Annotated in this window: 25 protein-coding genes; 3 read left to right on the top strand and 22 right to left on the bottom strand. The window is 69.6% G+C overall.

Translation table 11 applies throughout. The features are described from left to right. Positions 1–60: 60 nt before the first annotated feature. The 4 genes from ABZ027_RS22020 to ABZ027_RS22005 form a co-directional block, all read right to left on the bottom strand. Complete coding sequence (locus ABZ027_RS22020) at positions 61–489, bottom strand: hypothetical protein (protein ID WP_356770814.1); 429 nt, start codon at positions 487–489, stop codon at positions 61–63. Positions 490–493: 4 nt separating this feature from the next. Continuing rightward, positions 494–880 carry a roadblock/LC7 domain-containing protein gene (locus ABZ027_RS22015; RefSeq protein WP_356770812.1) on the bottom strand — a complete coding sequence of 129 codons (387 nt, stop codon included), beginning with the start codon at positions 878–880 and terminating at the stop codon, positions 494–496. A 45-nt stretch (positions 881–925) separates the two neighbouring features. After that, the gene (locus ABZ027_RS22010) at positions 926–1,765 is read right to left on the bottom strand and encodes a MarR family transcriptional regulator (RefSeq protein WP_356770810.1); all 840 of its coding nucleotides are present in this window, start codon (positions 1,763–1,765) and stop codon (positions 926–928) included. Between the two features lie 133 nt (positions 1,766–1,898). Next, positions 1,899–2,936, bottom strand: coding sequence for a LysR substrate-binding domain-containing protein (locus tag ABZ027_RS22005; protein WP_356770809.1), 1,038 nt, complete (start codon positions 2,934–2,936; stop codon positions 1,899–1,901). A 140-nt stretch (positions 2,937–3,076) separates the two neighbouring features. On the opposite strand from ABZ027_RS22005, the gene ABZ027_RS22000 reads away from it, so the two are divergent. Continuing rightward, positions 3,077–3,631 (top strand): peroxiredoxin, encoded by a 555-nt coding sequence (locus ABZ027_RS22000; protein WP_356770807.1) that lies wholly within the window; start codon positions 3,077–3,079, stop codon positions 3,629–3,631. Positions 3,632–3,637: 6 nt separating this feature from the next. Beyond that, positions 3,638–4,171 (top strand): alkyl hydroperoxide reductase, encoded by a 534-nt coding sequence (locus ABZ027_RS21995; RefSeq protein ID WP_356770805.1) that lies wholly within the window; start codon positions 3,638–3,640, stop codon positions 4,169–4,171. A gap of 59 nt (positions 4,172–4,230) precedes the next feature. Here ABZ027_RS21995 and ABZ027_RS21990 read toward each other — a convergent pair whose 3' ends face one another. The 7 genes from ABZ027_RS21990 to ABZ027_RS21960 form a co-directional block, all read right to left on the bottom strand. Next, a complete protein-coding gene (locus ABZ027_RS21990; protein WP_356770803.1) occupies positions 4,231–5,589 on the bottom strand; it encodes an AI-2E family transporter in 1,359 nt (452 codons plus the stop codon). A gap of 129 nt (positions 5,590–5,718) precedes the next feature. Next, positions 5,719–6,414, bottom strand: coding sequence for a transglycosylase SLT domain-containing protein (locus ABZ027_RS21985; RefSeq protein ID WP_356770801.1), 696 nt, complete (start codon positions 6,412–6,414; stop codon positions 5,719–5,721). Between the two features lie 416 nt (positions 6,415–6,830). After that, a complete protein-coding gene (locus ABZ027_RS21980; protein WP_356770799.1) occupies positions 6,831–8,156 on the bottom strand; it encodes a PhoH family protein in 1,326 nt (441 codons plus the stop codon). A 325-nt stretch (positions 8,157–8,481) separates the two neighbouring features. Beyond that, positions 8,482–9,255 (bottom strand): isoprenyl transferase, encoded by a 774-nt coding sequence (locus tag ABZ027_RS21975; RefSeq protein ID WP_356770797.1) that lies wholly within the window; start codon positions 9,253–9,255, stop codon positions 8,482–8,484. Between the two features lie 481 nt (positions 9,256–9,736). Next, positions 9,737–10,564, bottom strand: coding sequence for a class I SAM-dependent methyltransferase (locus tag ABZ027_RS21970; protein WP_356770795.1), 828 nt, complete (start codon positions 10,562–10,564; stop codon positions 9,737–9,739). Between the two features lie 127 nt (positions 10,565–10,691). Continuing rightward, positions 10,692–11,570, bottom strand: coding sequence for an LLM class flavin-dependent oxidoreductase (locus ABZ027_RS21965; RefSeq protein WP_356770793.1), 879 nt, complete (start codon positions 11,568–11,570; stop codon positions 10,692–10,694). A 48-nt stretch (positions 11,571–11,618) separates the two neighbouring features. Beyond that, positions 11,619–12,188: a dihydrofolate reductase family protein gene (locus tag ABZ027_RS21960; RefSeq protein ID WP_356770791.1), complete on the bottom strand. Its 570-nt coding sequence runs from the start codon at positions 12,186–12,188 to the stop codon at positions 11,619–11,621. A gap of 104 nt (positions 12,189–12,292) precedes the next feature. Between ABZ027_RS21960 and ABZ027_RS21955 the strand changes: the two genes are divergently transcribed. Then, positions 12,293–12,682, top strand: coding sequence for a DUF192 domain-containing protein (locus ABZ027_RS21955; RefSeq protein ID WP_356770789.1), 390 nt, complete (start codon positions 12,293–12,295; stop codon positions 12,680–12,682). A 31-nt stretch (positions 12,683–12,713) separates the two neighbouring features. Here ABZ027_RS21955 and ABZ027_RS21950 read toward each other — a convergent pair whose 3' ends face one another. The 11 genes from ABZ027_RS21950 to ABZ027_RS21900 all read right to left on the bottom strand — a co-directional run bounded on the left by ABZ027_RS21950 (position 12,714) and on the right by ABZ027_RS21900 (position 21,486). Continuing rightward, on the bottom strand, positions 12,714–13,337 hold the full coding sequence (locus ABZ027_RS21950; protein ID WP_356770787.1) for an OmpA family protein: 624 nt from the start codon (positions 13,335–13,337) through the stop codon (positions 12,714–12,716). 8 nt (positions 13,338–13,345) lie between these two features. Next, entirely contained in the window at positions 13,346–13,924 is a 579-nt protein-coding gene (locus tag ABZ027_RS21945; RefSeq protein WP_356770785.1) for a hypothetical protein, read from the bottom strand. A gap of 16 nt (positions 13,925–13,940) precedes the next feature. Next, positions 13,941–14,558: a pilus assembly protein TadG-related protein gene (locus tag ABZ027_RS21940; RefSeq protein ID WP_356770783.1), complete on the bottom strand. Its 618-nt coding sequence runs from the start codon at positions 14,556–14,558 to the stop codon at positions 13,941–13,943. Continuing rightward, complete coding sequence (locus tag ABZ027_RS21935; protein ID WP_356770781.1) at positions 14,558–14,755, bottom strand: hypothetical protein; 198 nt, start codon at positions 14,753–14,755, stop codon at positions 14,558–14,560. The genes ABZ027_RS21940 and ABZ027_RS21935 overlap by 1 nt, the downstream gene beginning before the upstream one ends. Before the next feature lie 139 nt (positions 14,756–14,894). After that, complete coding sequence (locus ABZ027_RS21930; protein WP_356770779.1) at positions 14,895–15,731, bottom strand: response regulator transcription factor; 837 nt, start codon at positions 15,729–15,731, stop codon at positions 14,895–14,897. Positions 15,732–15,797: 66 nt separating this feature from the next. Continuing rightward, a complete protein-coding gene (locus tag ABZ027_RS21925) occupies positions 15,798–17,237 on the bottom strand; it encodes a histidine kinase (protein WP_356770777.1) in 1,440 nt (479 codons plus the stop codon). Positions 17,238–17,492: 255 nt separating this feature from the next. Further along, positions 17,493–18,380: a DUF5936 domain-containing protein gene (locus ABZ027_RS21920; protein WP_356770775.1), complete on the bottom strand. Its 888-nt coding sequence runs from the start codon at positions 18,378–18,380 to the stop codon at positions 17,493–17,495. Between the two features lie 22 nt (positions 18,381–18,402). Continuing rightward, positions 18,403–19,347 carry a type II secretion system F family protein gene (locus tag ABZ027_RS21915; RefSeq protein WP_356770773.1) on the bottom strand — a complete coding sequence of 315 codons (945 nt, stop codon included), beginning with the start codon at positions 19,345–19,347 and terminating at the stop codon, positions 18,403–18,405. A gap of 10 nt (positions 19,348–19,357) precedes the next feature. Then, positions 19,358–20,695 carry a CpaF family protein gene (locus ABZ027_RS21910; RefSeq protein ID WP_356770771.1) on the bottom strand — a complete coding sequence of 446 codons (1,338 nt, stop codon included), beginning with the start codon at positions 20,693–20,695 and terminating at the stop codon, positions 19,358–19,360. A 10-nt stretch (positions 20,696–20,705) separates the two neighbouring features. Continuing rightward, a complete protein-coding gene (locus ABZ027_RS21905) occupies positions 20,706–21,089 on the bottom strand; it encodes a TadE/TadG family type IV pilus assembly protein (protein WP_356770769.1) in 384 nt (127 codons plus the stop codon). A 1-nt stretch (position 21,090) separates the two neighbouring features. Beyond that, positions 21,091–21,486, bottom strand: coding sequence for a TadE family protein (locus tag ABZ027_RS21900; protein ID WP_356770767.1), 396 nt, complete (start codon positions 21,484–21,486; stop codon positions 21,091–21,093). Between the last annotated feature and the right edge of the window lies 1 nt (position 21,487).

Genomic DNA, 21,487 nt, shown 5'->3' with positions numbered 1-21,487 from the left:
ACACCGACGCGGCACTGGGCCCCTCCGATCGTTCCGTCCCGGAGGGGCCCAGTGTCGTTCTCAGAGGCTGTACTCCTTGATCACCCGCCGGACCTGGGCGAACAGCATGCCCACGTTGACGGACTTACGGCAGACCACCACCGCGACGACGTCCTGCTGCTCGTTCATCCGCACGAACAGGTGGGTGAGGTTCTCGCTGTTGACCAGGATCTCCTGGAAGAAGTGCTGGTCACTGGTGATCCCCCGACGCTCCTTGAAGACGTCCTCGATCATCACGACGGTGCGGCCCTGGAACAAGTCGAGGGTCGCGCCCGCCAGCAGGTCCAGGACCTCGGGCGGATGGGTCTCGACCGTCTCGTACGACAGCAGCATGCCGGTCGACATGTCGACCAGGCCCGCGGCGACGCAGTCGGGGGCGTCGGCACGCAGGGACTTGACCAGGCCCATCACCTGGTCGGAGAAACCGGAGGTCATACGCTTCGTCGCCATCCCTTCAGACTCCTTCGGCTGCCTTCTCGGTCAGGATCGAGTCGATCCGGCGCAGGGTGGGCTGGGTCGCCCGGTGCAGGTCGTCGACGTCCATTCCCTCGTCCCCCAGGACGACCATCAGCGCGGTGTCGCCGACGGCGTAGAAGGCGGCGCAGCCGTGGCTGCCGTAGGTGACCGTGCGGCGCAGGGTGCCGCGGGCGGTCGCCTGCGCGGTACGGCGGGCGAGGCCGAGGCCGGCCGCGGCGAGCGCGGCGAGGCCCTCCGGGTCGATGGAGTCGGCGGTGTCGGCGGCGATCAGCAGTCCGTCCGCGGCGGCCACGGCGGTGTCGGTGATTCCGGTGACCTGTTCGCGCAGACCGCGCATTTCCAGTGCGAGAGCTTGGTGATCCATGGGCTCAACTCCCCTGTTTCTGTTCGCATCTGATCGGACTGTTTGTCATTTCGGTATTCCGTTCCGTAGGCGGAAGAATCCGCCCGGTTTACGGCGGGGCAGAGCGCCGGGCATCGGAGGTGGCGGGGGCGGGAGGGTTTCGGCGGGCCGTTCCGGCACGCGGGGGCGCACGCCCCGGCCGTCGGGCGGGATGCGCAGGACCGGGATCACAGGAGGTTCCGCGGGGCACTCCAGGACCCCCTCGGCGAGCATCCGGGCGACCTCGACGGTGGCGGTGTAGACGCCGCGACCGGTGCGGAAGGCCAGGTCCCGACTCGTACGCCGGCCGTCGGCATGAGCGAGCAGGTCGCCGCGCAGGGCGCCGTGCGGGCCCGCCGCACCGCCGTTCGCCGGCAGTGGGCGTTCGCGGTCGGGGTGCACGGGGCGGGGCAACGCCGCGAGCGCGGCCAGTCGGCGAGTCGCCTCCCGCAGCAGCCGGGAGGGCGGCTCCCCCGCGGTGACCTGGGCGAACGGCTCGGCGGCCGGGGCGCGTTCGCAGTCCTCCACCCGGCCCACGGCGATCGCGAACACCGCGTCGTGCAGCGCCATCACACAGACGACCTTGAGCTGGGCGGCGCCCGCGTACCCGTGGGCGACAAGCCCGGCGGCCGGCCAGCGGGAGCCGCCGGACTCCCGCACCAGCTCCGCCCACTGCTCGCCGCTGACCCGGCCGGAGCGCAGCAGCAGGGCCTCGGGGCCCGGTGCGCCGGGGGACTCCGCGGCGATGACGAGGCCGTCCCGGAAGTGGACGGTGCCGCCGGGGGATCCGGTGATCCGCAACTCCCCCGTGAAGCGCTCACGCCCGCACTCCGCCAGGGCCGGCGCGAGCAGTCCGTAGCCCGACATCACTCTCCCTGACATGTCGCACATACGCCTGACGCGTAGCACTCAGGGAGGAATGTGTATCAGGCCGGGAGCATATTCCGACGGGAGTATTCCGAGCTGTCGTCAGCTGACGGAAGTTGAAATCACACGCCTTTCAACTGGCGTTGTCCTGCCCGGTATCTGACGTCACTCGGCGCTCAATTGACCGATTTTCCGGTCGGCCCGTCCCCGCCGGGTTTCCCGGCTCTCCCGCGCCCTCCGAACCCCACACCCGCACCGGCAGGGGCCGCAGCGCCTCGCGCAGGGCGACCGCCAGTTCCTCGTACTCCGCGCCGCGGGCCGCGCCGACCCGCATGGCGAGGGCGATACGGCGGGTCGGGGCGGGTTCGGCGAAGCGGCCGGTGCGGAGCTGATCGTTGCGGGTGGTCTCGACCTTGAGGGCGGTACGCGGCAGCAGCGTGACCCCGAGACCGCCGGCCACCAGCTGCACCAGGGTGGACAGTCCCGCCGCCGTGGTCGTGACGGGCGCGTCCTCGCGCCCGGCCTCCCGGCAGATGTCCAGGGCCTGGTCGCGCAGACAGTGACCCTCGTCCAGGAGGAGCAGGTTGAGCTCCTTGAGGGCCTCGCGCGGTATGCCACGGCGTCCGCCGAGCCGGTGGTCGAGGGGGGTGACGAGCACGAAGTCCTCGTCGAACAGGGGGAGTTCGACGACACCGGGGACTCCGAGGGGCACCGCGAGCAGCAGCAGGTCGAGGCGTCCGCTGGTGAGCCCCTCGATGAGGTTGGCCGTCTGCTCCTCGTGCACCTGGAGGTCGAGGTCGGGATAGCGGTCGTGGACGAGCCGCAGCACGGTGGGCAGCAGATAGGGGGCGACGGTGGGGATGACGCCGAGGCGCAACACACCGGTGAAGGGCGCCCGTACGGCTTCGGCCTCCTCCAGGAGCGCCCCCACCTCCGCCAGCACCGCCTTCGCGCGTACGGCGAGACGCTCACCGGCCGGTGAGAGCAGCACCTTGCGCGTGGTGCGCTCCAGCAGCGTGACTCCGAGTGTCTCCTCCAGCGAGGAGACGGCACCCGAGAGCGAGGGCTGGCTCATGCCGATCGCGGCGGCCGCGTCCCGGAAGTGGAGGTGGTCGGCGACAGCGGCGAAGGCCCGCAACTGGGCGAGGCTCGGCTGCCTCTTCTTACTCATGGTCACTGATAGCCCCCTTCGATCAGATCGACCGAGTATAGCTATTTCCATAATCAATGCACCCTGTGCCACGATCGAAAACGACCAACCCAAGGAAACGTCCACGCAATTCGGGCGTTCCCGCGCTGCAAGGAGAGCATGTGCTCACTGTCGGTGACAAGTTCCCCGAGTTCGATCTGACCGCCTGTGTCTCGCTGGAGAAGGGCAAGGAGTTCCAGCAGATCAACCACAAGACCTACGAGGGTCAGTGGAAGGTCATCTTCGCCTGGCCCAAGGACTTCACCTTCGTGTGCCCCACCGAGATCGCCGCCTTCGGCAAGCTGAACGACGAGTTCGCCGATCGTGACGCCCAGGTCCTCGGTTTCTCCGGCGACTCCGAGTTCGTCCACCACGCCTGGCGCAAGGACCACGACGACCTGCGCGACCTGCCCTTCCCGATGATGGCCGACTCCAAGCACGAGTTGATGCGGGACCTCGGCATCGAGGGCGAGGACGGCTTCGCCAAGCGCGCGGTCTTCATCGTGGACCAGAACAACGAGATCCAGTTCTCCATGGTGACCGCCGGCTCCGTCGGCCGTAACCCCAAGGAGGTCCTGCGGGTCCTGGACGCGCTCCAGACGGACGAGCTCTGCCCCTGCAACTGGAGCCAGGGCGACGAGACGCTGGACCCGGTCAAGCTGCTGGCCGGGGAGTGATCCGGGATGTCCCTCAGTGATCTGAAGTCCGCGCTGCCGGACTACGCGAAGGACCTGAAGCTCAACCTGGGCTCGGTCATCGGCAACTCCGACCTGCCCGCGCAGCAGCTGTGGGGCACGGTGCTGGCGACGGCCATCGCCTCGCGCTCGCCGATCGTGCTGCGCGAGCTGGAGCCGGTGGCGAAGGAGAACCTGTCGCCGGAGGCGTACACGGCGGCCAAGGCCGCCGCGGCGGTCATGGCGATGAACAACGTCTTCTACCGCACCCGGCACCTGCTGTCCGACCACGAGTACGGCAACCTGCGCGCCGGTCTGCGGATGAACGTCATCGGCAACCCCGGCGTCGACAAGGTCGACTTCGAGCTGTGGTCGTTCGCCGTGTCCGCGATCAACGGCTGCGGGATGTGCCTCGACTCGCACGAGCAGGTGCTCCGCAAGGCCGGCCTCGAGCGTGAGGTCATCCAGGAGGCGTTCAAGATCGCGTCCGTGATCCAGGCGACCGGCGTGACGCTGGACGCGGAAGCGGTACTCGCCGAGTAACCCCGGCCACGTCAACGGGCCCCGTCCACCTGCCTTGTGGACGGGGCCCGACGCGTGAGCTACTGCTTCGGGTGCGTGTCCACCGGAGACGGCCGCGGGGGTGTGTCCACCGGGGCCGCCCCCATCGCGGTGGCACCCCTCGGCCGCGGCGACTGCTTCAGCGCCATCTCGTGGGAGTACGACCGCAGATACCCGACCACCGTGTTGGTCACCGCCACCAACGGCACCGCCACCACCGCGCCGCCGATCCCCGCGACCATCCCGCCGGCCGCGACCGACAGCACCACGGCCAGCGGGTGCACCCGGACGGCCCGGCCCAGGATGAACGGCTGCAGGATGTGGCCCTCGATCTGCTGCACCGCCAGCACCACCGCCAGCACCAGGACCGCCGTGAAGACGCCCTGGGTCACCAGCGCGACCACGACCGCCAGCGCGCCGGAGACCACCGCGCCGACCAGCGGGATGAAGGCGAACAGGAAGATGAAGACGGCGAGCGGGACCGCCATCGGGACGTCGAGGAAGAAGATGCCCAGGCCGATGAAGATGGCGTCGATGAGGGCCACGATGACCGTGCCGCGGACGTAGGCCGTCAGGGTCCGCCAGGCCCGCGGGCCCGCGCCCGCCATGGCCGGCCGGGCGGCCGCCGGGACCAGCTTCAGCGTCCACTCCCAGATGCGCCGGCCGTCGTAGAGGAGGAACAGGGTCGAGAAGGCCGCCAGCAGGATGCCGGTGAGCGCCTCGACGACGACCGTGACGCCCTCCAGGCCCGCCGACGTGATCTGGTCGGTGTTGGCGCCGACCGCCTCCCGCAGGTTCTCCGCGATGTCGTTGATCTGCTTGTCCGTGACGTGGAAGGGGCTGTTCAACAGCCACTTGCGCAACTCGTCGATGCCGTCCTGGACCTGGTCGGAGAGGTTGTCGATGTTCTCCATGACCTGCCAGGTCACGAACCAGCCGATCAGGCCCATGACGACGAACCCGAGGACCGCGGTCAGCGCGGTGGCCAGACCCCGCGGAAAGCCGAGCCGCATGAGCCGCGCCACCGTCGGCTGCAGGATCGCCGTGATGAGGAGTGCCGCCACGAACGCGAGTACCACCAGCTGTACGGCGCTGATGACCCGCATGAGGACCCAGACCGTGCCCGCGAGTACCAGCAGCCGCCAGCCTGCCTCGGCCGCGACCCGCATTCCCCACGGCACGGCCTGCACGGGATCCTGCCGGGCGGCGCCGACGGCGGCCGTGTGGTCCGGGGCCGGTGAGGTGTGGTCATGGTCGGGCGGTGGGAAGTCATCGACGTACGAAGCGCGTTCGGGCTCGGCGTCCTCCCACTCCGCCTGCGCGCGGCGCTCGGCCAACCGCTCACCCATGTCGGTCAGTCCGGCGCCGACCCGACCGAGCCACCCTGGCAGTCGCGACATGATCCGCCCTCCCCCGTCCCTCCTCACCACTCCCCCTGGAGTCGTCGGGTCCGACCGTACATGGCCGAAGCCCCTCCCCGTAGGACGGGGAGGGGCTTCGGAAGGTTGAGCGGCCTGCGCGGCGTCGGCTCAGTAGTTGCCGTGGGACTGCCAGTACGACCAGGCGTCACACGGGCTGCCGTAGCGCTCGTTCATGTAGTTGAGGCCCCACTTGATCTGCGTGGCCGGGTTGGTCTCCCAGTCGGGAGCGACGGACGCCATCTTGTTGCCGGGCAGCGACTGGACGAGACCGTAGGCGCCCGAGGAAGGGTTCTCGGCCTTGTAGTTCCAGGTGGACTCGTGGTCCACGATGTTGCTGAAGCACTGGAACTGGCCGCTGGGGACGATCTGGCGCGCGATGGCCTGGACCTCGGCGACGGTGTACGAAGACTGCACCGACAGGCTGATGGACTCTCGCTGCGCGGAACGGGTGGCGGCCTGTTCGGCTTCCTTGCGCGCCTTGGCCTGCGCCGCTTCCACCTCGGCGGCCTTCTGCTTGGCGACGGCCTCCTTGGCCGCCTCCTTGCGGGCCGTCTCCTCCGCGACCTTCTTGGCGCTCACGTCCGCGGCGATGGCCTGGGTGTCGGCCTGCTGCGTGAGGGACGCGGTCTGCACCTGTGCCAGCTGACCCGCGGGGATGTCAGCGAGGAGCGTCGAGTCGGCTGCCGTCGCCTCCGCGTCGTTGGGCTGCGCGGTGCTGCCCGAGGCAACTCCGACGACGCTTCCGACAGCGGTGACCGCCGTGGCCGAGGCCACTGCGAATCCCCTGACCGAAATCGGGCTCACACGGTTTCCTTCCAGCATCGCCCGCTTCGGTGACCCTGGCGGACGCAATCGTGCCCCTGGCACTGGCCTCCCAACTGCGGGGTCACGGGAGGCGCGGGCCCGATGGACAACTCCCCTGCGGGAGTGCCGCGTGCGACTCGGGCGGCATACGACGACTGTATGGAGTTGGGTGTGGTTCCTGGGGTGCCGTACCGCTGGGGGCACAGATGTGTCGTATGCGGGGCCTGACAGGAGTGAGACTCTGCCGTAACCCGACACCGCAAGGCAATTCTGCGTGCCGTGTGAAAGCTCACATGTCGTTTGACCCGGGTGATTCTGAGAAAGCTCCACGCGCCAAGGCGCCGCCCGGCTAGGCTCACTGCCTTTTACCGGACGGCGCCTTCGAACAGGTGACTACCGCAAGATGAGCACTTGGGTCAGATGTGCCCTTCCTCCAGCATTTCGGTCACAAGTGCCGCGATCTGCGACCTCTCGGACCGCGTCAGCGTGACGTGCGCGAAGAGCGGATGGCCCTTCAGTTTCTCGACCACGGCGACGACACCGTCGTACCGACCCACTCTCAGATTGTCCCGCTGGGCCACGTCATGGGTGAGAACCACCCGCGAGTTCGCGCCGATCCGGGACAGAACGGTCAGCAGGACGTTCCGTTCCAGTGACTGTGCCTCGTCCACGATCACGAACGCGTCGTGGAGGGAGCGGCCCCGGATGTGGGTGAGCGGGAGGACTTCCAGCATCCCGCGCGCGGTGACCTCCTCGATGACCTCGCGGCTGGTGACCGCGGACAGCGTGTCGAAGACCGCCTGCGCCCAGGGGCTCATCTTCTCCGACTCGGAGCCGGGCAGATAGCCGAGCTCCTGCCCGCCCACCGCGTACAGCGGCCGGAAGACCATCACCTTCTTGTGCTGACGGCGCTCCAGGACCGCCTCCAGACCCGCGCACAGCGCCAGCGCCGACTTGCCGGTGCCGGCCCGGCCACCCATGGACACGATCCCGACGTCCGGGTCGAGGAGCAGGTCCAGCGCGATGCGCTGCTCCGCGCTGCGGCCCTTGATGCCGAACGCCTCCCGTTCCCCGCGCACCAGCCGGATGCCGCCCTCCGGCGAGATGCGGCCGAGTGCCTTGCCGCGTTCCGACTGGATGGTCAGGCCGGTGTGCACGGGCAGGTCGGCGGCCTCGGGGACGTGGACGTGCCCCTCCTCGAAGAGGATGTCCACCTGTTCGCCGGGCAGCGTCAGTTCGGACATCCCGGTCCAGCCGGAGGCGTCCGTGATGGCGAGTTCGGCGCGGTACTCCTCGGCGAGAAGACCGACCGAGGACGCCTTGATCCTGAGCGGAAGGTCCTTCGACACGACTGTGACGTCGAACCCCTCGGCCTGCAGGTTGCGGGCGACCGCGAGGATGCGGGAGTCGTTGTCCCCCAGGCGGTAGCCGCTGGGCAGCACGCTGGGGTCCGAGTGGTTGAGCTCGACACGGACGGTCCCGCCGAGATCCCCGATGGGGAGGGGGGCGTCGAGGCGGCCGAACCGGACCCGGAACTCGTCCAGCAGACGCAGGGCCTGCCGGGCGAAGTAACCGAGTTCGGGATGGTGCCGCTTGGCCTCCAGTTCCGTCACCACGACGATGGGAAGCACTACCTCGTGCTCGTCGAAGCGGCTCAGGGCGTTCGGGTCGGCCAGCAGGACGCTGGTGTCGAGAACATAGGTGCGCCGGTCTGGCATACGGCGCTTTGTGCTGGTCACCACGGAAGGACGTACCCCCTCGGATGAGGTCGGGGAGCGACGGAGTGGAGCTGGACCGGTCGTCGGCCGCGATGCACGGGCCGGGGACCGGCCCTCCACTGCTTCGTCCGCGCTGAGACCGCACGGTCGGGCTGGTGCAAAGGGCCTCCCGGGCGGACGGCCCCGTGCCGCCCGCTGAGATCCGACACCCGGGGATCGGGCGTCGACCTGCTTGCCTTATGCCCTCGAACTTGCCGCGCCATGCCAGCACATATGACGGCGTGCCGGTGAACTCCGCGTTACTTCCACCCCAAAGGGGGTAGCCGCTACTCCTTCCGGGTGGCCTCCGTCAGCCGCCGTAACGGCGGTGGCGCGCCGCGTAGTCACGCAGGGCGCGCAGGAAGTCGACCTTGCGGAAGGCCGGCCAGAAGACCTCACAGAAGTAGTACTCCGAATGGGCCGTCTGCCACAGCATGAATCCGGACAGGCGCTGCTCACCACTGGTACGGATCACCAGGTCCGGGTCGGGCTGGTCGCCGGTGTAGAGATGGCGGCCGATCGTCTCGACGTCGACGGACTCGGCGAGCTCCTCCATCGAGGTGTTCTTGTCGGCGGCGTCGAGGATCATCGAGCGGACCGCGTCGGCGATCTCCTGGCGGCCGCCGTAGCCGATGGCGACGTTGACCAGTATCCCGTCTCTGGACGCCGTGGTCTCCTCGGCCTCCTTGATGGTGTCCCGCATCCCCTGCGGCAGCAGGTCGAGCGCCCCGACGTGGTGCACCCGCCAGCGGCCGTCGGCGGCGAGGGAGCGGACCACGTCCTCGATGATCCCGAAGAGCGGGACCAGCTCTTCCTGCGGCCGGTCGAAGTTGTCCGTGGAGAACAGCCAGAGGGTGACGACCTCGACGTCCGTCTCGGTGCACCAGCCGAGGAATTCCTCGATCTTGTCGGCACCGGCCCGGTGACCCTGTGCGGTGGTGGAACCCGCGGCCTTCGCCCAGCGCCGGTTGCCGTCCATGACGACACCGATGTGTTTGGGTACCTGGGCGTGGTCCAGGTGGCCTTCCACCCGGCGTGCGTACAGCCTGACCAGCAGGCCGCGCAGTGTGTCGCGCAGGTTCACGTGATTGTCAGCCCCTCCGTGCGGATGCGGTCCCCGCGACCCGAAGGGTACCGGTGCGTGCAGTGGGCGTGCCTTGTGGGGTCCGCACCGCGTGAGCGAGTCGGGTGCGTCCCTCCTGCACGGGTGCCCGTTCAGGGCAGAAAAAACGGGCCGGTCCGTGGGGGGGAGACGGACCGGCCCGAGGGGGGGTTTCCACCATAACCCTTCGTAAGTGATGCTGCGCGCATCGGCGTGCCACAACTACTCTCCGGAGTCGGGCGGCGACGCGGCGGTGGTGGTCCGGGGGCCGTGTCATGGCTGGTACGTGGCGGGGCAGGTACGGTTTCCCGGGGAAGAACCGGCTGGTTCTCGGGGCGGAAATCAGAGGGCAGGGTTCCCCCGGGTGGGTGACGGCGGGTGCGCACGTCTCTTTGACGCCGACGCCGCCGGCACCCCGACACGGGTGGCCTGTGCCGTGTGAATCACCTGGGGGCAGGCAGGCTCACTCGCCTGGTCTGCGGGCCTCGAAGAGGTGGCGGGTGCTGTGGGCGACGAAGGGACCCTCGGACTCGATCTGCTCGTGCAACGAGCGAAGCCGGGGCGCGTACGCCTCGACGGTGAAGCCGGGCACCATCCAGACCACCTTCCGCAGGAAGTGGACGACCGCCGCGATGTCGTGGAACTCCACCCGGAGCCGTTCGGCGCGCAGGTCGACGATCTCCAGCCCGGCCGCCTCCGCCTCGGCGCGCTCCCGGTCGGGGTGACGGTCGCTCAGGGACGCGTCCGGCTGGGGGCCGAGGAAGTACTCGACGAGTTCGAAGACGCTGGCGGGTCCGACGTGCTGGGCGAAGTACGTGCCCCCGGGGCGCAGGACGCGCAGGATCTCCGGCCAGTCGGCGCGGAGCGGATGACGGCTGACGACGAGGTCGAAGGTCGCGTCCGCGAAGGGCAACGGCGCGCCGTCCGTGGTCGCGACGACGGCGACGCCGCGCGGCCGGAGCAGCGCCGTGGCCTTGGCCACGTTCGGTGGCCAGACCTCCGTGGCGACGGTGAGCACGGGCGCCTTCGGGGCGGCGGCGCCCAGGGCGAAGTCGAGGACCTCACCTCCGCCGGTGTGGATGTCGAGCGCGGCGGACGCGTCGGCCAGCCGCCCGGCCATCGACCGCGCGTATCCCCACGAGGGCCGCTCCTCGGTGGCCCGCCCCTCGAACCAGGAGAAGTCCCATCCGTCGGTGGGAACGGCGGCGCCTTCGGCGACGAGATCCTCGAAGGTGCGGGGCTCCGGGTGTGTGGGGGGCCGATCCTGAAGGTGTGTGGGTGGCTGATCCATGGAGCGATCGTCGCAGTGCCTTGTCAGGGACACTACCGATTTTCACGGGGCGACTCAGGAGCCTCGGGATCGCTGAGCGCGGCAGAGCCGACCGTCGGACGTCAGGCCGGCTCGACTCCTGCGGGGCTCACGGCACCAGGGGCCGGACTTCCTCCGCGGCGAACCGTACGAAGCCCTCCGGGTCCGGCTCGTCGGCCGTCGGCTGGAGCACCACCGTGTCGGCGCCCGCCTCGACGAGTCGCTGGACGGCCTTGGCGACGGCGCCGGCGTCCCCGGCGACTCCCAGGTCCGGGACGTCGGCCACGCCCTCGTCAGTCAGCTCGGCACGCAGTCGGGCGGCGGCGTCAGGGCCGGTGGCGGTGAGGAGGTAGACGACGAGCTTGTGCGGCTCACTCCGCCCGGCCGCGGCCTGCCCCTCGTCGATGAGCGCGCGTGCCCGTCGTACCCCGTCGGGCGGGGTGGACGCGGTGAGAAGGGTGCCGTCCGCGACCTCGCCGGCCAGGCGCAGCGTGCGCGGACCGGTGGCGCCGGCGAGCACATGGATGGTGCCGCCAGGGGCCGGCGGCCAGTCGAGGGCGACGTCGTCCAGCTTGACGTACCGCCCGTCGGTGGTGACCCGCTCTCCGCGCAACAGGGCGCGCAGCGCGACGAGATGCTCCCGCAGCAAGGTCAGGGGAGACTCGGCCCGCGCCCCGACCTGCCCCATCCAGTCCTGCACCCCGTGCCCCACGGTGAGGATGGCGCGGTCGGGGAACATCCGGTGCAGGGTGGCCGCCTCCATCGCGGTGATGGCGACGTTGCGCAACGGCACCGGCAGCAGCCCGACCCCGATCCGCACCCGCTCGGTCCAGGCGAGCGCGGCGGCGGCCGTGGAGATCCCGCCCTCACGGAAGCAGTCCTCCCAGAGCCACAGCTCCTCCAGTCCGACGTCGTCCGCGAGCCGCGCGACGGATCGCAGGTCTTCGGGCGGCAACTGCGGGCGGAACACTGCTCCGAGAGTGGTCATGACGGCTTACCTACCCGCTCCGGACGCACCGGGCACGTCCCGGCGCGCTCAAGTCTGAAGCCGCTCGTGGCGCAGCAGTACGACACCGTTGCCGAAGGTGCGGGACTCGGTGAGCCGGAGGGACGCCGTGCGGGGGGCGGTCGGGTGGAAGAGGGGTTTGCCGTCGCCGAGGAGGACGGGATGGACGTAGATGTGGAACTCGTCGACGAGGTCGTGGAGCAGGAACGCGGTGGCCAGGTCGGCACCGCCGAGCCCGAGGTCGCCGCCCGGCTGCTCCTTGAGCGCCCGCACCTCCTCCGGGACGACCTCCCGCGCGATCGTGGAGTTCCAGTCGGCGTGCCGCAGGGTCCGTGAGTAGACGACCTTCGGGATGTCCCGCCAGATACCGGCGAACTCGGTCGTGATCGGGTCGGCCTCGGGGTCGGCGTCGGCCGTGGGCCAGTACCCGGCCATGAGCTCGTACATGACCCGGCCGTGCAGCAGCCCGCCCATCCTCGCGACCGTGTCGTTGGCGTGCCGGTGCACCTCTTCGTCGACGCGGTGCCAGGAGATGTCCCGGCCGGGGCCCTCGATGTAGCCGTCCAGGGAGATCGACATCATCAGGACGATCTTTCGCACGTCTCGGTCACCTCGTTCGGTCGGGTACGACGAGTCGTCACCACGGTCCCAGACTCGGATACGTTCGGTCGGTATTGGGAAGCGGCACAGGGAGGTGACGTCGCGTGGGGCGCTGGCTCGACGGACGGGGCAGGCTGGTGGTGCACGGCGCGGAGGGGTCGGAACGGGTCAGCGTCCCGCTGGAGATCGCGACCTCCTACCGGGCCCGCACGAGAGGGCTGCTCGGGCGGGACTCCGTCGACGGGGCGATACTGCTGTCCCCCGCCGGCAGCGTGCACACCTTCCGGATGCGTGTCCCCATCGACGTCGCCTACCTCGATCGCGGCCTCAAGGTCCTCGCCGTGCGCACCATGAAGCCGGGCCGTCTGGGGCTGCCCCGACTGCGGTCCCGGCATGTGCTGGAGGCGGCGGCCGGGGCGATGGCGGGCTGGGGCGTCCGGGCGGGCGCGCGCGTCACGGTGGAGAGGGACGCGGTGGGCGGGGGCGGAGTCTAGGCGGAGTTCCTCTGTCGGTTCAGCTTCCCGTTCAGCTGTCCGTCCGGGGGAAGGACACCTCGACCCGGCGGTTCTTCTTGCGGCCGGACTCCGTCGCGTTGGAGGAGATCGGGTACTGCTCGCCGTAGCCACGCACCTCGAAGGTGACGTTCGGGTCGTTGAGTTCCTGGTCCAGGACGTCCTGTACGGCGTTGGCGCGTCGCTTGGACAGTACGTCGCCGTGGGCGGCGGAGCCGAGGTCGTCCGTGAAGCCGAACACCCGTACCCGGGTCGCGTTCTGGGTCTTGATCTCCTCCGCGATCGAGGAGATACGGGCCTTCGCCTCCGCGCCCAGCTTCGCGCTGTCCTTGCCGAACAGCACCTCGGCCTGGAGCGCGAACTTCACGTCCGCGTTGGTGTCCTCCCGACGCTCGTCACCGCTCTGGTCCTCGACGACCTGCTTGATGTCCAACACCTTGGGCTCAGCGAGGGTCCCGCCTTCGGGGAGCTTCAGGTCGGGGTCGTTGGCGTCGACGTTCACGGGGGCGGAGGCGGTGGGTTCGGTGCCGGGGGGGACGCTGGGGGGTGTGTCGGCGTGGGCCGATGTCGTGGTGAAGGCCGCCATGAGGGAGGCGGTGGTGAGGATCAGGGCGAGGCGGGGTGGGGTTGGGGACATGGTGCGCCTCATCCGGAGATGGCGATCGTGGCGCTGGCGAATGTCGGCAGTTGGAACGTCACCTCGGACGTGTCCGACGGCGGTGACGGGAACTGGAGAAAGACGGCGATGGACTCTCCTGATTTCAGCGACGAGAAGCCCGTAGTCGTGAGCGGCCGTCCCTCGGTGTCGCGCAACACGTAGTAGCGCTTCTTCGCCTTGCTGTCCACGAGGCTTGCGCCTCCAAGTGACATGCCGTGCCGAAGGATTTCCGTCTCATCGCCCCTCACACCGGCCGGGACCGTGATCCGCTGGGCTCCATCGTTCTTCAGGGTGCCGCTGACAGTGACGAAACCGCCGGCATCGCGTGCGGCAGAGGTGATTTGGAGGACCAGACCGCTCGCGCCCTTCAACTCGGCCAACGGCTCATCGGACTGGCCTTCCTGAGCACTCGGGCCCGACCCGGACGACTTGGAGGCCGACGCCGACGCCTCGGGCTTCTTGTCGTCACCTCCACCGCCGCAGCCAGCCACACCGAGGGCCATTCCTGCCACGACGGTCAACGCGACCATCCCCCTGCGGGCCTTCGAAGTGAACCGCATGCTCATTCCTCTGCTTCCTTCATCACTCGTCGTTCGCTGGTCCGTCGGCCAGATGGACGTCGAAGAGGTCCTTGGGTTCCGGAAGCGTGGCCGGGTCGTCCGGATCCAGATCCCAGTCCTTGTCCTCGCAATCGAGCTGCGGAAGGACATCGTCCCCGGCGTCCTCCCCGGGAAGCTCGAATTCACAGAGTCGCTCGATCACCGCGGTGGCGGACGCTGTTGAGTGCTTGTCTTCCGTGCCGGGAACGATGGAGTCTCCCACGGACTTGTTCGTCTGGAGAGCGACCGTGTAGCTCAGGGGCCCCACCGGGTCGCACTGAACTTTGCCGGCGTCGTTCTGCGCGGCAAGCTCCTGCGCGCGCCCACAGGAGTCCGCGATCCCTTGCACGTTCCCGTGGAAGATGTCCTGCCACTTGGTGGGGTCGAGTAGCTCTTTCACCCACATGCCCGCGAGCTGGTCCCGGGTGTCCTGCGCCGCCGCGAGCGCTGCCGCGTCGGCGGCCGTCTGTGCGCCGTTCCGATTCGCCGCGGCCTGGCCGACCGCGAGGTACGCGAACGCGAGAAAGAGCAGGCCCGCCACCACGGTGATGTAGATGGGGAAGGCCTGCCCTGCGTCGCTGCGCCTATGGGGCCACCGCATCAACCACCGATCACTTCGTTGATCTTGTCCGTGATCGCGGTGTAGATCGTGTTGCCGATATCCGTCCCCGTGATCGCCAACACAATCGCCACCACCACCGCGATGATCCCCAGATACTCCACCGCGGTCTGCCCCCGGTCGTCGCGCGCGGCGCGCTTCCGCAGGTACGTGGCGGTGGTGTTGATCCAGTTGCTCATGGTGTTCCCCTCCGATGGCGGCCGATCGGCGAGCGATCGCCTCAACGTACGACGGAACACCCCGTTCTGCCGAGGGCCCCTGGGCCCAAATCCGGGCCCAATGACGAACCCCGCCACTCCCCCCTGGTGTCAGCACAGGTCACCCCAGCCCTCGGTGTGAACCCGACGCCGTGCCCAGCCACTTCGCGGCCGCCTCGGAGCGGCTGGTGCTCGCGAGCTTGGCGAAGATGCGGTTGATGTGGTTCTTGACCGTCTTCTCGCTGATGAAGCAAGTGGCGGCGATCTGCTGGTTGTTCATCCCCGACGCGATGTGGTCCATGATCTCCGCCTCCCTCGTGCTGAGTTGGAACCGCAATCTCGACGACTGTCCCACACTTGGTTGCACTCGTGAAGCTGTTTCCGGAGAATTAGGCGGAGATGGTATCCACGAGAGGGAAGAGTTACCTGACGGGGGCAATGGAATGCTTTGCTGGTGGGAATAAACGGAAGGTTGGACTTCGCATGCGCTCGCACCTGACGCACGGAGTCGGCGAAGCAGTGCCCCCGCCGCCGTGGGGGTGAAGTGGGGGCGGCCGTCCCTGATGTCCCGTACGGCGGTCACCAGTTGGTCGGCGGTGAACTCGCCGTGGACGAGGTAGCCGTCCGCTCCGCGCCGCAGCGCTTCCTCCACGATCTCCGGTTCACCGCTGTACGTCAGCATCATCACCGGGGCGATCCCCACCAGGTACGGGAGCGCCGAGATGCCGTCCAGGCCGGGCATGCGGACGTCCAGCAGGACGATGTCGGGACGGTGGCGCCGGGCCGCCTCGCAGGCCTCGTGGCCGTCGGCCGCCTCGGCGACGACCGTGATGTCCGCGCGGCCGGAGAGCAGTGCGGTCAGACCGGCCCGGACCACGGGGTTGTCGTCGGCCACGACGACCCGTAAGTCGGCGGTGGGGGGTGATGGGGTCCTCGAATGCGTCGTCGTCGCACTCATCGATGTCCTCGATATCCTCGTCGTCGCGGTCTCGTCGTCCTCGTCACAGGGCTTCCCGAGTCGGAGTCACAGGTTTCCAGTGTCCGGGGGCGGTGTCGCCAAGGGGAGTTCCAGGCGGACCTCGGTGCCCTTGGGGTGCGTGCCCTGGCCGATACGGATGCCGGCGCCCACCGATGCCGCTCGCTCGACCATGCCGACCAGGCCGAAGTGGCCCGAGCGGCGGAGCTCTTCGAGGGTCGTGTCCGCAGGGAGGCCGCGGCCGTCGTCGTACACGCTGATGCTGAGGACGTCCCCGTGCACTCCCGCGCTGACGTCGAGCCGGGTCGCGGCGGCGTGGCGGTGGGCGTTCTCCATGGCCTCGGTGGCGACGGTGAGGAGTTGACGGGCCGCGGCGAGCGGCACCGGTGGCGGCAACTCCGTCCGATCGCCGGTCGGGTGGTAGGTGGTCCGTAGCCCGGTCCGTGCGCCGAAGTCGTGGGTGCGGGCGGCCAGTTCCGCGAGTACGTCGATGGTGTGGTCGAGGTCCGATTCGCGGCGCAGGTCGGCCAGGAGTTCGCGGGACTCGGCAGCCGCCCTGCGGGCCGAGCGGGCGACGAGTTCGGCCTGCTGCTTGATGAGACCGGGGTCGATGCGGGTGGCGCCCGCCGAGTTCGCCAGGCCGTCCGCGGCCAGGGCCACGCCGTGCAGGGTCTTGGCCACGGAGTCGTGCATCTCCCGTGCGAGACGGGACCGTTCGGCGCTCACCGCCTCCGCCGCGGCCAGCCGGGCCTGGACGGCGGTCAGGGCCTGGGTGGCGGTGCCGAAGCGGAGCATCAGGTTGCGCAGGGTGGAGCCGACGGCTCCCGTGATGACGCAGAGGCCGGGCAGCAGCAGGGCTTCCGCGAGTTCGGCGCGGGCGTCCTTCAGGGTGGCCTGCACGAGCAGCAGGATCAGTGACTGGAGGGAGGCGAAGACGGCCGCGCCTCGCCAGCCGTAGACGATGCCCGCGAGGAGAGGCGTGCAGACGCTGACGTAGGCGAGGGTGCTGTCCGGGCCCGCCGAGATCAGGAGCAGGGAACCGAAAAGCGTGTCCACGGCCAGCAGGGTGGGGTGGCGCAGGAGCAGAGGGCCGAAGCGTTCCCAGTCCCGGAAGAGGACGTACGAGCCCATGAAGGTGACGACCACGGCGGCGCCGACCAGGCGGACGCCCAGGCCGGGGCTGGCGTTGAGGAGGGCGGCGGGGGCCGCCAGCGCGATCATCGCGAGGCGGAAGCCGAAGACCTGGCGGCACATGGCCTGGAGGGCGTTCACCTGGAGCGGGAGGGGCGGCTCGGGTTCGTCCGCCGGGGACTTTGGCGGAGGCCCGTCGCCGTCGACTGCCGGTGCCGGTGCCGGATTGGACGGTTGGACACCCTCGGCCGTAGCAGTCCACCGCGAGGGCTGATGGCCGTCGGCGGTCATACGGGCGTCAGCCGCCGCTACGGCGATCCCGTCCGCCGCTACGGCGATCCCGTCCGCCGAAGCCACGGACCCGTCCGCGGTCCCCGGGCCCTTCTCCACTTCCGGTCCGCGAATCTGCCCGCGTCCGAGCCCACGCTCCTGCCCAATCCCAATCCCAAGCCGACGCCCCCGCACGCGCCCGTACCCATGCGCCCACCCGGCCGCCCGTCGCCTACGCCCGGCTCCCGTCCTCGCCCTCATCCGCGCGTTCCCCCTCACCTCTCGCTCACCCTCACCTCTCGGCCCCTCTCACCTCACGTCCCGTCGTCTCTCCCCCACCCCCTACTTCCCGGTGATCGACCCGAAGTCCGTTCCCGACCCCAGCAGCAACCCCGCCCCCAGCAGGATCATCGTGGCCGGGACCATGAACGTCGTGATCATCATGGTGGCCTTGGGTACCGCTCGGGCGGCCTTGCGGCGGGCGTTCTGGGCGTCGGTGCGGCGCATGTCCTTCGCCAGGGAGACGAGTGTGTCGACGATCGGCGCCCCCAGCTCCTCCCCCTGCTGGAGCGCCGTCACGAACATCGCGACCTGCTCGGAGTCGTTCCTGCGGCGCAGCTCCGCGAAGGCCTCGCGGCGGCTCACCCCGAGGTCCATCTGGCGCAGCGTGATGCGCAGTTCGTCCGCCCAGGGGCCCTCGTACTTCGAGGCGACGCGGTCCAGTGCCTGGCGGAAGCCGAGGCCCGCGCTCACCACGACCGCCAGGACGTCCAGGAAGTCCGGCAGGGTCCGCTCGATCACGTCCTTGCGGATCCGGATCGCCGACCAGATGCCGACCTCCGTCCAGAACGCGCCGAACGCCAGCAGCAACAGGGCCACCAGGTACTGCCCGCGGAGCAGGAACACCAGGAAACCGAGCCCGCCGAGGAAGCCGTAGACCGCGCGGCGCGCCGCGTAGCGGTCGATGGTGAGGCCGCCTGGGTTGCCGGCCAGGTCGATCTTGCGGCGGTACCTCGCGACCTGCTTGGGGCCCATCAGCCGTAGCACGGCGGGGGCGTAGCGCATGCCGAGGCGGTCGATCAGCGAGTCGACCGCGCCGGTGCGGGTGGCGCCGACCTCCAGGGCCAGCACCAGGTCGCTGGGGAGTTTCGCCTCCGCCCGGTACATGCGGACGCCGGTGAAGACGCCCCAGACGGCGAGGCCCATCAGCAGGGCCAGCAGGAGTGCCATGTGTCCAGTCCCTTCCAGCCGTTCAGACGTCGATCCGCGACAGGCGGCGGATGAGGACGAAGCCGACGGTGTACAGGCCGAACGCGACGATCACCGCCGCCTGGCCGAGCGGTGAGCCGGTCATCCGGTCCAGGGCGCCGTCCTTCACCCCGTTCATCAGGAACAGCGAGCCGATGCCGAGCACCGGCACCGCGTACGACGTCATGTTCACCTGGGACAGCTGGGTGCGGACCTCGCGCCGGGTCTCCTTGCGTTCCTCCAGCGTCTCCGTCAGGTTCCGCAGCGCGCTCACCACCTGGCCGCCCGCCCGGTTGGACAGGACCAACGTGGTGACCAGGACGACCAGTTCACGGGACGGGAGACGTTCGGCCATCTCGCCGAGCGCATCGTCCATGGTGGCGCCCATCGCCAACTGGTTGTCGACCTTGGCGAGTTCCTCGCCCGCTGGTGCCTCCAGCTCCTCGGCGGCCATGCCGATCGCGGTGCGCAGGGCGAGGCCCGCCTGGGTGGCGTTGGCCAGGATGCGGGCCATCTCCGGAAGTTGGTTGATGAACTTCTCGATGCGTTTCTGCCGTTGCCAGGTGAGGAACTGCATAGCCGCCCAGATGCCCAGCAGCCCGGCGATCGGCCCGAAGAAGGGGGCCAGGGCCGCCTGCCCGACCAGCCACAGGCCGGCCACCGCGGCCAGCATCGCGGCGAAGAACTCGCCGGGCGTGATGTCCATGCCGGTCGCCGCCAGCCGCAGTTCCAGCTTCCGGCCCGTCCGGGTCCGCCGCAGCCGGCGGTCCAGGTTGGGGAAGCGGCGCCGTCTGCCGGTGGCGGATATCTGCCCGGCGGACGTCAGCCGCTCCACCAGCGCGGCCCGCTGTGCCTTGCCCTTGGCGTAGGTGTGCACACCGATGACGGTGAGTACGCAGGTCAGCAGGGTGACGCCGAGAGTGAGCGGGACGAGGGTCTCAAGATCCATGGGGTCGGTCCTACCTGGCTTCTCGGATGGCTAGCTGATCTGCGGACTGGGCCACGCCGAAGGCCTGCGGCATGGGCTGGCTCGCCATGTAGAGGCGGTCGGCGGTCCGGCGCGGCAGCGGGAAGTGCTGGTAGGCCCCGTATATCCGGCCGTCGGCGGCCATCGGCCGGGCGTCGAAGCGGGCGACGGAAGCCAGGCGGTACGGCTCGCTGCCGTGGCTGTCGAGCACCGCTATCTCAGTGATCCGGCGGACGCCGTCGGCGAACCGGGTGAGCTGGATGATGACGTCGACGGCGCTGTTGATCTGGTCGTGCAGCGCCTCGAAGGGGATCTCCACCTCGGACATGGACGCCAGCGTCTTCAGCCGCATCAGCGCGTCCTCGGCGTTGTTGGCGTGCACGGTCGCCAGTGAGCCGTCGTGGCCCGTCGACATCGCCTGGAGCATGTCGAGCGACTCGCCGCCGCGGACCTCACCGACCACGATCCGGTCGGGGCGCATGCGCAGCGAGTTGCGGACCAGGTCGCGGATGGTGATACGGCCCTTGCCCTCGACGTTCGCCGGACGGGACTCCAGCCGGACCACGTGCCGTTGCTGCAACTGGAGTTCGGCCGAGTCCTCGATGGTGATGATGCGGTCGCCGTCGGGGATGAGACCCGACAGAGCGTTCAGGAGGGTCGTCTTACCGGTGCCCGTCGCCCCGGACACGATGATGTTGAACCGCGCCTGCACCAGGCCCGCCAGCAGATACAGCATGTGCTCGTCGAGCGAGCCGAAGCCGACCAGTTCGCTGAGCGTGAAGGAGCGCGGGAAGCGGCGGATGGTGAGGATGGCGCCGGTCAGCGACAGCGGCGGGATGATCACGTTGACGCGCTCGCCGGACGGCAGCCGGGCGTCGACCATCGGGTTCGACTCGTCCACCCGCCGGTTGACCGTGGACACGATCCGTTCGATGGTCTGCATCAGCTGGTCGTGGGACGGGAAGCGGAGCGGCAGTTGTTCCACCTTGCCGCCGCGCTCCACGAAGATCGAGTCCGGTCCGTTCACCATGATCTCGGTGATCGACGCGTCCTCCAGCAGCGGTTCGAGGATGCCGAGCCCGAGTGCCTCGTCGACCACCCTGCGGATCAGCTGCGAGCGCTCCACCGTCGACAGGACGGGGCCCTCCCGGCTGATGATGTGCCCGAGCACCCGCTCGAGGCGCGCCCTGCGCTCGGCCGCCGCCAGCGTGCTCATCTCCGCGAGGTCGATCTCCTCCAGCAGCTTGGACCGGTAGGAGGCGACCAGATGGCCGTCCTCGCCCCGGCTGCCGTTGTCTTCGGGGGAGTTGATGCGTGACCGCAGGCTCATGGGTGGTTCCTCAGTCGTCGAGCGGGTGGTCGAGCGGCATGGTGGCGGTCTTCTGGGCGGGGTCGAAGTCCCAGCCGGGGACGATCGACGGGATCTGGACGGTGGCGGTGACGGTGACCGTGTCACCACCCTCGGCGGCGGAGCACGTGACGCTCAGCCAGTCGCTGACCGCGTTCGCGCACCCCTCCTGGGCGCTCTCCTGGAGCGAGGCCGCCCGCGCACCCGCCCGGGCCGCCGTGCCGGCCTGCTGAGCGGTGTAGGCGATCAGCCCGATCTGTACGCCCGCCATCGCCACGAGGACCAGGATCGGGATGAACCCGAGGTACTCCAGGGCGACCTGACCGCGGTCGCGGCGAGCCCCGCGCCCGCCGTGGCGTTTCCCGTCGTACGGCATCTCAGTCCTTCACCTCCTCGACGGCGCCGGCGTGGCCCGTGACCTCGAAGGGGAAGCCGATCGAGCCCGGGAAGAGGACCGGGACCTGGAGCCGCACGGTGGCTTTGACGTAGCCGCCCTCGGTCACGCACTGCACCTCACCGCTCCACGCGTCCGGCAGCTGTTCCAGGCCCGCCTGGGCGCACGCCCCCTGCCGCTCCCCTGCCGGGACCTCGGTGCCAGCCCGCGCCGCCTCGTCCGCGGCGTTCCCCGCGAGCGTGAACGTGTATCCCAGCAGCACGAACTGCCACATCAGTACCAGGGTGATGAGGATCAGCGGGGTCATGCCGAGGAACTCGACGGTGACCTGGCCGTCGTCCCTCCGCAGCACGGCGTCCCTCCACCCCGGCCGGCGCATC

Origin of the sequence: Streptomyces sp. NPDC006332, assembly GCF_040612855.1 — a bacterium.
Lineage (GTDB): Bacteria > Actinomycetota > Actinomycetes > Streptomycetales > Streptomycetaceae > Streptomyces.
Note: the sequence above shows the minus strand (reverse complement) of the source record. Positions and strands in the feature narration are given on the sequence as shown.

Coding starts and splice junctions, on each gene's coding strand:
- ABZ027_RS21905 (WP_356770769.1), bottom strand. CDS start 21,089: ATGCCGTACGACGGGAAACGCCACGGCGGGCGCGGGGCTCGCCGCGAC.
- ABZ027_RS21970 (WP_356770795.1), bottom strand. CDS start 10,564: ATGGATCAGCCACCCACACACCTTCAGGATCGGCCCCCCACACACCCG.
- ABZ027_RS21910 (WP_356770771.1), bottom strand. CDS start 20,695: ATGAGCCTGCGGTCACGCATCAACTCCCCCGAAGACAACGGCAGCCGG.
- ABZ027_RS22020 (WP_356770814.1), bottom strand. CDS start 489: ATGGCGACGAAGCGTATGACCTCCGGTTTCTCCGACCAGGTGATGGGC.
- ABZ027_RS21935 (WP_356770781.1), bottom strand. CDS start 14,755: ATGAGCAACTGGATCAACACCACCGCCACGTACCTGCGGAAGCGCGCC.
- ABZ027_RS21965 (WP_356770793.1), bottom strand. CDS start 11,570: ATGACCACTCTCGGAGCAGTGTTCCGCCCGCAGTTGCCGCCCGAAGAC.
- ABZ027_RS21995 (WP_356770805.1), top strand. CDS start 3,638: ATGTCCCTCAGTGATCTGAAGTCCGCGCTGCCGGACTACGCGAAGGAC.
- ABZ027_RS21915 (WP_356770773.1), bottom strand. CDS start 19,347: ATGGATCTTGAGACCCTCGTCCCGCTCACTCTCGGCGTCACCCTGCTG.
- ABZ027_RS22005 (WP_356770809.1), bottom strand. CDS start 2,936: ATGAGTAAGAAGAGGCAGCCGAGCCTCGCCCAGTTGCGGGCCTTCGCC.
- ABZ027_RS22010 (WP_356770810.1), bottom strand. CDS start 1,765: ATGTCGGGCTACGGACTGCTCGCGCCGGCCCTGGCGGAGTGCGGGCGT.
- ABZ027_RS21945 (WP_356770785.1), bottom strand. CDS start 13,924: ATGAGCATGCGGTTCACTTCGAAGGCCCGCAGGGGGATGGTCGCGTTG.
- ABZ027_RS22015 (WP_356770812.1), bottom strand. CDS start 880: ATGGATCACCAAGCTCTCGCACTGGAAATGCGCGGTCTGCGCGAACAG.
- ABZ027_RS21900 (WP_356770767.1), bottom strand. CDS start 21,486: ATGCGCCGGCCGGGGTGGAGGGACGCCGTGCTGCGGAGGGACGACGGC.
- ABZ027_RS21950 (WP_356770787.1), bottom strand. CDS start 13,337: ATGTCCCCAACCCCACCCCGCCTCGCCCTGATCCTCACCACCGCCTCC.
- ABZ027_RS21920 (WP_356770775.1), bottom strand. CDS start 18,380: ATGGCACTCCTGCTGGCCCTGCTGATGGGCCTCGCCGTCTGGGGCGTC.
- ABZ027_RS21940 (WP_356770783.1), bottom strand. CDS start 14,558: ATGCGGTGGCCCCATAGGCGCAGCGACGCAGGGCAGGCCTTCCCCATC.
- ABZ027_RS21990 (WP_356770803.1), bottom strand. CDS start 5,589: ATGTCGCGACTGCCAGGGTGGCTCGGTCGGGTCGGCGCCGGACTGACC.
- ABZ027_RS21930 (WP_356770779.1), bottom strand. CDS start 15,731: ATGAGTGCGACGACGACGCATTCGAGGACCCCATCACCCCCCACCGCC.